The 10,544-nt window shown below is 71.9% G+C and carries 7 protein-coding genes; 2 read left to right on the top strand and 5 right to left on the bottom strand.

Annotated features, from left to right (window positions below):
• Positions 1-106 precede the first annotated feature (106 nt).
• Positions 107-1,351, bottom strand: coding sequence for a ThuA domain-containing protein (locus tag ACZ63F_RS05555; protein ID WP_469708944.1), 1,245 nt, complete (start codon positions 1,349-1,351; stop codon positions 107-109).
• A 201-nt stretch (positions 1,352-1,552) separates the two neighbouring features.
• Here ACZ63F_RS05555 and ACZ63F_RS05550 point away from each other — a divergent pair, with 201 nt between their 5' ends.
• Positions 1,553-2,497 carry a D-2-hydroxyacid dehydrogenase family protein gene (locus tag ACZ63F_RS05550; RefSeq protein ID WP_469708942.1) on the top strand — a complete coding sequence of 315 codons (945 nt, stop codon included), beginning with the start codon at positions 1,553-1,555 and terminating at the stop codon, positions 2,495-2,497.
• A 29-nt stretch (positions 2,498-2,526) separates the two neighbouring features.
• Here the strand turns inward: ACZ63F_RS05550 and ACZ63F_RS05545 are convergent, their stop codons facing one another.
• From ACZ63F_RS05545 to ACZ63F_RS05535, 3 genes are all read right to left on the bottom strand, one after another.
• Entirely contained in the window at positions 2,527-3,126 is a 600-nt protein-coding gene (locus ACZ63F_RS05545; protein WP_469708941.1) for a hypothetical protein, read from the bottom strand.
• A 43-nt stretch (positions 3,127-3,169) separates the two neighbouring features.
• Positions 3,170-4,687 (bottom strand): hypothetical protein, encoded by a 1,518-nt coding sequence (locus ACZ63F_RS05540; RefSeq protein ID WP_469708940.1) that lies wholly within the window; start codon positions 4,685-4,687, stop codon positions 3,170-3,172.
• A 251-nt stretch (positions 4,688-4,938) separates the two neighbouring features.
• Positions 4,939-7,407 (bottom strand): SpoIIE family protein phosphatase, encoded by a 2,469-nt coding sequence (locus ACZ63F_RS05535; protein WP_469708938.1) that lies wholly within the window; start codon positions 7,405-7,407, stop codon positions 4,939-4,941.
• 228 nt (positions 7,408-7,635) lie between these two features.
• Here ACZ63F_RS05535 and ACZ63F_RS05530 point away from each other — a divergent pair, with 228 nt between their 5' ends.
• On the top strand, positions 7,636-9,729 hold the full coding sequence (locus ACZ63F_RS05530) for a SpoIIE family protein phosphatase (protein WP_469708937.1): 2,094 nt from the start codon (positions 7,636-7,638) through the stop codon (positions 9,727-9,729).
• A 93-nt stretch (positions 9,730-9,822) separates the two neighbouring features.
• Here ACZ63F_RS05530 and ACZ63F_RS05525 read toward each other — a convergent pair whose 3' ends face one another.
• Positions 9,823-10,521, bottom strand: a complete 699-nt coding sequence (locus ACZ63F_RS05525; protein ID WP_469708935.1) for an SDR family NAD(P)-dependent oxidoreductase — start codon at positions 10,519-10,521, stop codon at positions 9,823-9,825.
• Between the last annotated feature and the right edge of the window lie 23 nt (positions 10,522-10,544).

The raw sequence follows: 10,544 nt of genomic DNA, 5'->3' as shown, positions 1-10,544 counted from the left end.
AGCGGGGTGGGGGGGGGGGGGGGGGGGGGGGGGGGGGGGGGGGGGGGGGGGGGGTGGGGGTTGGGGGTTTCTCGGTTCCCCCCCCCCCCCCCCCCCCGCCCGCGGTTCAGGACGGGAGGGTCCAGTTCTGGTTGGCGCCTCCCGAACAGGACCAGATCTGCAGCCGGGTGCCGTTGGCCGAGCTCGGGCCGGTGGCGTCGAGGCACTTGCCCGACTGCGGGTTGACGAGGGAGCCGTTCGAGCCCGCCCGCCAGACCTGTGAGCCCGTGCCGTTGCAGTCGTAGAGCTGCACCTTGGTGCCGTCGGCGGTCCCGGCGCCGGTCACGTCCATGCACTTGCCGAGGGCGCTGAGGGTGCCGGAGCTGCCGACCGTCCAGTTCTGGGCGCTGGTGCCGTTGCAGTCGTAGAGCTGTACGGCGGTGCCGTTGGCGGTGGCCGCGCCCGCGACGTCCACGCACTTGCCTCCGTACCCGTGGATCGGGCCGGTGGTGCTCGTGGGCGGGGTGACCGGACCGGACTGGCCGGCCGCCCACTTGATCTCCTGCAGCAGGAGCTGGTTCTGCTGGGCGCTCGCGAACGTCGACGACAGCGCCGTGTTGGTCGAGTAGTCCATCGCGTTGTGGCCGAAGTTGTTGTAGACCATGTGGTAGTTGCGGTTGGACCAGACGATCGGGTAGTACCCGCTGTACCAGGTCTGGTTGGGGTCGGTGCCGACAGGGAACGTGGACGGGGCCATCGAGGCGAGGATGTCGATGGCCGGGTTCTGCCGGAGGTCGTTCTGCCAGCTGTACCACTCGCTCACCGAGGACGTGATGGTGGACGGGAGGTTCGCGGTCGCCGGGTGCGAGGGGTCGTCGATCTGCAGGGTCTCCTGCGTGGGTCCCCAGGAGTTGCTCCTGAAGGTGCCGGTGCCGAGGAAGGTGTTGTGGTACCAGGGCCAGTCGCTGGTGTCGTCGTTGTACGCCGAGACGTGGAAGCCGATGAACCCGCCGCCGCCCGCCACGTAGTTCTGGAAGGCGGTCTGCTGGGACGCGGTGTGGGGATAGTCGTCGAGGAACATGACGACCTGGTAGCCGGCCAGGGTCGAGGCGTTGAGCCGGCTCCAGTCGGTGGTCGCGGTGTAGGTGAAGCCGTTCGCCGCGCCGGCCTGCGGGAACCAGCTGTTGGCCTCGTGGTCGAAGCTGATGTGTGCCGCGTCGTACGTGCCGTCGTAGAAGGCGATCACGTTGACGGTGGTGGCGGCGTGGGCGTCGTGGGCGGGACCGGCCTGGACGCCGAGCACGACGGCGACCAGGGCGAACAGTCTTAACAGGGTGCGGGGCCAGGCGAGGTGCGGGTGGGGGGCGAGCATGCGGGGGCCTTCCTCATACATGACCGTCGGATACATATGCGGTTGAGCCGCATTGAAGGCCCAGGTGCGCGTACATGTCAATGGTGCAGACCAACCCGGCGCCCGGGTTCGGAGATCCGCGGGCCACGTGCCGCACGTGCTGCCTCCCCGGCGCCTCGGGTGACACCCTGAAGATCGGGGCCGAGAGCGAGAGGAATGCGGATGAGGATCGCGATCCTGGACGACTACCAGGGCGTGGCGCTGAGCCTGGCGGACTGGGACTCGCTCCACGCCGACGTGCACGTCTTCTCCGATGCCTTCGGCGGCGAGGACGAAGCCGTGACCGCGCTCACCGGCTACGAGGTGATCGTGGCCATGCGCGAACGGACTCCGTTCCCCGCGTCGGCCCTGGAACGGCTGCCGCGCCTGAAGTTGCTGGTCACCACCGGGCCCGTCAACGCGGCGATCGACGTGGACGCCGCACGTCGGCTGGGGATCACGGTCTGCGGCACCGGGTATTTCTCCCACCCGACGGCCGAACTCACCTGGGGCCTCATCCTGTCCGCGGCGCGGCTGATCCCGCAGCAGGTCGATTCGGTGCGGCGGGGCGGCTGGCAGCAGGGGCTGGGGACGAGTCTGCGGGGCGCCACGCTGGGGGTGCTGGGCCTCGGCCGGCTCGGGACGGCGGTGACGGAGGTGGGGCGCGCCTTCGGCATGCGGTGCATCGCCTGGAGCCGGCACCTGACGCCGGCGGACGCGCAGGCGAAGGGGGTGACCTACGTGGGTCGGGACGAGTTGTTCGAGCGTTCCGACGTGCTGAGCGTCCACGTCGTGCTCAGCGAGCGCACCCGGGGTCTGGTCGGGGCCCGCGAACTGGGCCTCATGAAGCCGACGGCGATCCTGGTGAACACCTCCCGTGGGCCCGTGGTGGACGAGGCGGCGCTGATCAGCGCACTGACCGGGGGAAGCATCGCCTCCGCGGCACTGGACGTCTTCGACCGCGAGCCGCTGCCCTCCGGCCACCCGCTGCGCACCCTGCCGAACGCCGTGGTGACCCCCCACATCGGCTATGTCAGCCGGGATCTGTACGAGGTGTTCTACCGGGACGCGGTCGAGGACATCGCGGCATGGCGGGCCGGGACCCCGGTGCGGACGCTCACGGGCTGAGCGCACCGCGTGCGGTCACCGGGGTCCGCTCAGCCGTCGTACGGCATCACCTTGACGACCTTGCCCCGGCTGTCCGTCTGGAAGTACCCGGTCTGGCTGTACTTGTTGCTGAGGTAGACGGACATCCCGGCGGGGTCGCCGAAGGCGTTGCCCGGCAGCACGAGGACCAGGTAGCGGCTGGTCGGATCGGGCACCTCGAGCCTCTTGCGGGCCTGGGCCAACAGCGAGGGGACCTTGTCCCAGGCGAATCCGTCGAGGCGGACGGGCGTCCCGTCGTCGGTCAGGCTGCCCGAGGTGATGTCCTTCTGCACGCCCTGGCCGGGGCGGTAGGTGTACGCGTCGTACGCGGTGTCGCTGCCCTTCACCATCAGGTAGGCGACGACGTAGTCCGGGTACACCGTGAGCTTGCCGAAGCGGTCCCGGCCGGTCTGCTTCGCGAAGGCCGCGACGGCGGTGCGGATGCCCTGCGGGGTCAGCAGGTCGGTGCCTGCGGCCTGCCGCGCGGCCGTGGGTGAGGCGGTGCCCCCGGCCGGGGGCGAGGTCGTGGCGTGGCCACCGAGCCGTGCCACCAGCTCGAACCGCCCGTCGACGATCCGTCTCGCGGGGTCGTCCCTGCCCTCGTCGTCCATGCGCGGGAGCTCAGTTGGCCGGTACGACGGCCTCTCACGCCGCTCAGTAGGTGGACCCCAGCGTCTGCGTCGTGTAAGCGCACTCCGTGTAGACGTAGCCGTAGCGCAGCTTGGCGGTGTCGGAGCCCGGGGTGGCCGTGCTGTCGTTCTTCGGCTTGTGCACGAAGTACGTGGTGCCGGGCGGGAGGCTGATCGTGCGCTGCGGGTAGTTCCTGCCGCTGTCGCCGCACGGCTGCCAGCCGCTGATGAGCGAGCTGGCGAACGAGTACGCCTTGCAACTGCCGCACGCCTTCAGGGTGAAGCTGCCGGTGACCGGGCCCGTGTACAGGACGGTGATGTCGTCGGGGCTGTCGTTCTTGACGGTCACGGAGATGCCGCCGCCGGAGGCGGTGCTGGGGAGCTTCTTGCCGGCGGCCGGGAGGGTCTCGGCGACCTCGGCACCGATGGCGATCTTGCGGGCGCGGTCGCGGTTCTTGTCGTGCGGGTTGTCGGTGACGAACTTCTGCATGGTCTGCTGGGCCTGCGCGTAGTCACCGTCCTGGTACTGCCTGACGCCGCACTGGTACTGCCCCGCGGCACCGCCGCGGCCGGCCCGGCCGGCGACCTTCGTCAGACCGTCGGCCTGGGCGCCCGCCCCGTTCGACAGCTGGAGGAGCTGTGTGTTCAGCGTGTCCAGCTGCTCGACGGCGCCGCACGGATCCTTCCCGGAGACCGCCTTCGCCGCCTTCTTCTCGGCGGCGTCCACGGCGGGTACGACCTTGGCGGCCTGGCCGGAGTCGGGGAAGGTGCCCAGCAGGTCGCCGAACTGGGTGACCCAGCCGGTCCCGCCGTCGGCGAGGCCCTTCGCGCCGCACTCGTACAGCGAGGTGGCCAGCCGGTCGTCGGGCCAGTGGGCGAGCGTGCCGAGCTGGTCCTTGGGCATGGAGTCGGGCACCGTCCGCAGGAACTGCAGCGGTGCGACGGCCGCGCAGTAGTCGCGGTGGCTGTAGGCGGCCGCGACCGTCGTGTAGTAGGTCTTCAGGCGGTCGGGAACCTGGGCGGCGGCACGGGAGCCGGAGTGGTGGACGGCGAGGTCGCGGTAGACGGCCAGGGCGTTCCGGTACCCGGACCTGGCCGTGCCGAAGTCCTGCCCGGACGCCACGCTCACCTGCCGGTCGGCGCGGTCGAGACGGTCGAGGAGGGCGCGTTCGACGGCCTCGTCCTGTGCGCTGCCGTACCAGAGCGCGCCGCCCACCGGGACGGCGAGCAGGGCGAGGCCCAGGACGAGTGCGACGGGCCGCCGTCCCGGCCACGCCAGGCGGGTGCGCAGGCCGGCGAACCAGCCGTGGACGGCGGCCAGCAGGAGGAGAACGGCGTACAGCACCAGCGCGGTCCCGGGTACACCGTCGGCGTCCGCGGGCAGGGCCACGAGCAGCAGGGCGGCGGTGGCGGCCAGACACACGGCCAGCGGGATCCGTCTTCGCAGCAGCAGGTAACCGAGGCCGAGGCCGCCGAGGTTGAGCAGGGCGACGGCGGTGGCCCGCAGGGCGTCCGGCGGGGCGGGCGGCGGGGCCGACGGCATGGGCGGCACGAAGGGGCCCGCGGTCGGGAAACCCGGGCCCGGGGCTGCCTGTCCGGGGAACCCCCGGTGCGGCGAGCCGTGACCGGGCGGCCACTCGTGCCGAGGTTCCTGGTGCGGAGGTTCCTGGTGCGGACCGTACGCGTCCCCGGACATGGCGGCTCCCCCAATTGCTGCCGAATCCTTCGGAATTGACAGCGTACGGCCATACATGCGAATACGACAGGGCACGAGGACGGCCGGTACCGGACCGGTCACGCTCCGGGGACCTCCTGCTCGGCCCAGATGATCTTGCCTTCTCCGGTGTAGCGGGCCCCCCAGCGGTGGGCGAGCTGGGCGACCAGGAAGAGGCCGCGGCCGCCCTCGTCGGTGCTGCGGGCGTGTCGCAGCCGGGGTGCGGTGCTGCTGCCGTCGGCGACCTCGCAGGTCAGCCGGGCATCGCGCAACAGCCGTAGCCGGATGGGCGGTTCGGCGTAGCGGATGGCGTTGGTGACCAGTTCACTGACGATGAGTTCGGTGGTCGTCGCCAGTTCGTCATAGCCCCAGGCGACCACCTGGCGTACCGCCTCGGCGCGGACGTCGGCGACGGCCGCCGGGTCGACGGGCACGTCCCAGGAGACGACATGGCCGGCGCCCAGGGCGTGGGTGCGGGCCAGCAGCAGGGCGATGTCGTCGGGTTGGGGAACGGGGACCAGTTGCTGCACGGCCGACGTGCACAGCGTGTCCAGGTCGGTGCCGGGGCCGGCCAGCGCGTCGCGGAGGCGGGCCATGCCCCGTTCGACGTCCTGGTCGGCGCCTTGGATGAGGCCGTCGGTGTAGAGGCCGAACAGGCTGCCCTCGGCGAGTTCGATCTCGGTGGCCTCGAAGGCCATGCCGCCGAGCCCGAGCGGCGGTCCGGCGGGGATCTCGGGAAAGTCGACGTGGCCGTCGGGTGAGACGACGACCGGTGGCGGGTGTCCGGCGCGGGCCATCGAGCACCGCCGGGTCACCGGGTCGTAGACCGCGTACAGGCAGGTCGCCCCGACGAACGTGTCGGAGCCGCCCTCCGCCGCCGCGCCCGTGCTCTCCTCGTCCCCCAGCCGCAGGACGAGGTCGTCGAGGTGGGCGAGAAGCTCATCGGGGGGCATGTCCATGTCGGCGAGGGTCTGTACGGCGGTACGCAGCCGGCCCATGCTCGCCGCCGCGGTGAGGCCGTGCCCGACGACGTCACCGACGACCAGCCCGACCCGGGCACCGGACAGCGGGATCACGTCGAACCAGTCGCCGCCGACCCCGTCCGACGCGTCGGCCGGCAGGTAGGAGGAGGCCACCTCCAGGGCCGTGCCGCCGGTCAGGGCCTGGGGCAGCAGGCTGCGCTGGAGGGTGACGGCCGCCGTGTGCTCCCTGGTGTAGCGGCGGGCGTTGTCGACGCAGAGTGCGGCACGCGCGACCAGTTCCTGCGCGAGCAGGACGTCGTCGGGCTCGAAGGAGAGCGGGTTCAGCGAGCGGGCGAACGTGGTGAGGCCCAGGACGGTGTTGCGCGCCCGCATCGGGACCGAGATCAGGCTGTGCAGTCCGAACTCCCGGATGCGGGCTGCCCGCGCGGGCTGTGCGGCGGCCCAGTCGGGGTCGTCCGGGTCGAGTTCGGGGATGAGGACCGGCTCGCCGCTGATGAGCAGGTCGAGGCCGTGCGGCGGGGGCAGGAAGTCGACCTGGTCGCCGATCCGCGCGACGGCCTCGGGGCTGCCCTCGCGGACCGTGCGCAGCGCGGCGCGCCGCATCACCGTCCGGGCGGGCGCCGGGCCGGCGTCGGGCAGCCAGGTGCCGTGTCCCTCGTTGCTGAGGACGGGTTCCAGGAGGTCGACGATGACGAAGTCGGCGAAGCGCGGGACGGCGAAGTCGGCGAGTTCCTGAGCGGTGCGCAGCACGTCGAGGGTGGTGCCGATGCGAGTGCTTGCCTCGTTGACCATCGACAGCAGCTGCCGGGCGTTCCAGCGTTCGGTGACGTCCGAGACCATGTAGCAGACGCCGGTCACCGTGTCGTCGGGATCGACGAGCGGAAAGAACGACGTCGAGTAGGCGCGCTGCCGGTGCGGATCCGACCAGCTCCAGCCGAGGTACTCGTAGTCGGTGACCGGCACCCGGGTCGTCAGCACCTTGCGCATCAGGCCTTCGATGGTGCTCCCCTGCAGACCGGGCAGCAGTTCGCTCAGCCGGCGGCCCAGGCGCTGTTCGCGGGGGACCCCGCCGAACTGCTCCAGGGTGTCGTTCAGCCAGACGTACCGCAGGTCCAGGTCCATCACGGCCATCCCGATCGGTGACCGGGTGAGGAACCCGTCGAGGACGGACTGGCCCATCGTCCACTGCGGGCGCTGCTCGCGCGCCGAGACCAGGAAGCACTCGGTGCCGCCGATCCGGAAGGCCGCGGAGACCCGCAGGTCGACGACGAGGCTGCGGCCGTCGAGGTGCCGCAGCGGGACGAGGCCGCTCCATCCCATGCCGGAGCGGCAGCGCTCGGCGACGCCCTCGGCCCGGGCCGGGTCGACGCGCATGGCGAGCAGCCGTGCGGCGCGGCTGCCCAGTACCGCGGCGGCCGGATGGCCGAGCAGGGCCTCGGCGCCGCGGGTCCAGCCGATCACGTCGCCCTCGCCCGACAGCACCGCCGCAGCGTCGCTGGAGGCGTCCAGGAGGTCGTGCGGCCCCACGGTGGTCTGCACGTCGACATCTTCTCGCGGAGAATCCATTGGCTACATCCTGTACGTACCCCAATGTTCCTGCTTGTCCACTCGTGGTGCAGCGGCCGCGACAGGGACGCGACGGACCGGGACGGACGCCTCGAGACGGTGCGTGAGACCGGACCCCGTGCGGGGTACCCGGCCTGAAGTTGGGCGAGCCGCACACCGGGGGCAGCATGGAAGGGCCGTGGCAGCGGCATCGGCATCGGCCCGGCGGCCGGTGGAGGTGGTTGAGGGATGGTGGTGGACTCCCTGCAGTCCGGTGACGCCGAAGGTTCCGGCGGCTCCGGCGGCGCGGACTACAGCTCTGGCATACCGCGTCCGACCGGACTGCTCGACCTGCTGAGCGTGGCCGCGGTGGCGCTGGACGTCCAGGGCCGGATCGTGTTCTGGACCCCGCAGGCCGAGGAATTGTTCGGCTACACGTCCGAGGAGGCCCTCTGCCGGAACGCGGCGCGCCTGCTCGTCCCGCCGGAGCATCTGAAGTCCGCGGTGAAGGTCTTCACGGACGTGCTGGAGACCGGGCACAGCTGGGCCGGGGCGTTCCCGGTCCGGCACAAGGACGGCAGCAGCCGGCTGATGGAGTTCCGCACCATGCGGCTCCTTGACGACCTGGGCGACACCTACGCTCTGGGCATCGTCGCCGACCACACCCTTCTCCAACGGCTGGAGACCGACCTGGCGCTGTGCGAGCGGCTGATCAGCCAGTCCCCGATCGGCCTGGCCCTGCTCGACCACGATCTGCGCTATCTCCTGGTGAACCCGGCGCTGGAGCGGATCGACGGCGTCCCCGCCGAGGAGCACATCGGCCGCCATCTGCGGGAAACGCTGCCCCTGCCCGACATCGACACCGTCGAGTCGGCGCTGCACCAGGTGCTCACCACGGGCACCCCGCTGCTCGACCAGTACCACGTGGGACGTCCACCGGCCGACCCGGAGCACGAGCACGCCTGGTCGCTGTCGTTCTACCGGCTCGAGGACCCCGGTGGCCGGGTCCTGGGTGCCGCGATCTCCGTGGTCGACGTGACGGAACGGCACCGCGCGGCCGCCGAGGCCGACCGGGCCCGGCGCCGCCTCGCCCTGATCGCCGACGCCTCGGCCCGGGTGGGCACGTCGCTGGAGGTGGAGCGCACGGCGCACGAGCTGGCCGCGATCGCCACCCCGGTGCTCGCGGACGTGGTCGCGGTGGACGTGCTGGACGCGGCCCTGGCCCTGCGCCGCTCGCGCCGCCCCGACAACGGCTCGGAGCTGTTCCGGGCCCTCGCCCTCAAGGCCGCCCAGCCCACGGTCGCCCTGCGGGCCGCCGACGCGCCCGGTGACCTCGCCTCCTACGAGGGCGACCGGCTGGTCACGCTGTGCGTGCACACCGCCCGCCCGGTGCTGGTCCCGCGGGTCGGCAAGCAGGACCTGCCGCGCATCGCCCGCAGTCCGGAGGCCGGGGCGCTGCTGGAGGAGGCGGGCGTGCACTCGTATCTGGCGGTGCCGTTGATCGCGCACGGCGAGGTACTGGGCGCCCTCGACCTCAAGCGGACCCGCAATCCGCTCCCCTTCGACGAGGACGACGTCGTCCTCGCCACCGAACTGGCCGGGCGGGCGGCCGTGGCCATCGACAACGCCCGCTGGTTCCAGAGCGTGCGCAACACCGCCCTCACCCTCCAGCGCAGCCTGCTGCCCGACCACCCGCCCGAGCACACCGGCCTGGAACTTGCCTCCCGCTACGAGCCGGCGCAGGCGACGAGCGAGGTGGGGGGCGACTGGTACGACGTGATCCCGCTGTCGCAGGACAGGACCGCGCTGGTCGTCGGCGACGTGATGGGCAACGGTATCGACGCGGCCGCCACGATGGGCCGGCTGCGGACCGCCACCTGCGCCTACGCGGACCTGGAGCTGCCTCCGGACGCGGTGCTCCGGCACCTCGACCGGATCACCTGCGACCTGGAGCACTACATCGTCACCTGCCTGTACGCGGTGTACGACCCGCACACCAGGAGCTGCGAGATCGCCAACGCGGGCCACATGCCGCCCGCGCTGGTGCGCTCCGACCGCCCGCCGGCCCTCCTTGAGCTGCCGACGGCCGCCCCGCTCGGCGTCGGCGGCATTTCCTTCGGGACCACGACCATCGCCCTCGACCCGGGTGACCTGCTGGTCCTGTACACCGACGGCCTGGTCGAGACCCGTCGCCATCCCATCGACGACCGCCTCGACGTCCTCCTCGGCTTCCTCGACGAACCCCACCGTCCCCTGGAGGAGACCTGCGACCTCCTCCTGCACGGCCTGCGCCACCCGGACGACCACGACGACGTGGCCCTGCTGGTGGCTCGGGCCCTCTGAAAGCGCCCCGAAGGCGCACTGGGGTGTACCCCGGCCGAAGCCCGGGGGGAACTGCGACGCTCTCCCCGGGCCGGTGACCGGGGACCGGCGGTCTCAGGACCAGGCGATCTCGCCATGGCGGTCGACGAAGCGCCCGGTGCCGGCACCGGGACCCTCGGTGGCGAGGGCGACGATCGCGTCCGTGCCTTCGGTGAGGGTCTGGGGGCCGCTGTGACCGTTCATGTCGGTCGCGGTGTAGCCGGGGTCGGCGGCGTTGACGCGCATGCCCTTGAGCCCTTTGGCGTACTGCGTGGTCAGCATCGTCAGCGCCGCCTTCGAGGCGGCGTACAGCGGCACGACGACGTGCGACTCGGACCGGCCGGGGTCGTGGGTGAAGGCGAGGGAGCCCATGCCGCTGCTGACGTTGATGATCGCGGGGTCGTCCGAACGGCTCAGCAGCGGCAGGAACGCGGTGGTGGTGCGGACGACGCCGACGACGTTGACGTCGAGGACGGCGCGGGCGTCGGCGCCGGTGAGGTCGCCGGGATCACCGAAGGGACCCTGGACCCCCGCGTTGTTGATCAGGACGTCGATCCTGCCCTCGTGCTCGGCGACGTCCGCGGCGGCGGCGGCCACGGACGCGTCGTCGGTCACGTCGATGGGGACGAAGCGTGCGCCCAGCGCGGCGGCCGCCTCCGCACCCCGCTCACGGTCACGGGCTCCCAGGAGAACGGTGTGACCGCACGCGATGAGGCGGCGGGCGGTCTCGCGGCCGATGCCCTTGTTGGCTCCGGTGATGAAAGTGATCGTCATGCCTTCGATGGTGGCCCTGGCGA

It is taken from the genome of Streptomyces sp. NPDC104761, assembly GCF_055583445.1.
The sequence above is the reverse complement of the archived record's forward strand: the minus strand, read 5'-3'. Positions and strand labels throughout refer to the sequence as shown.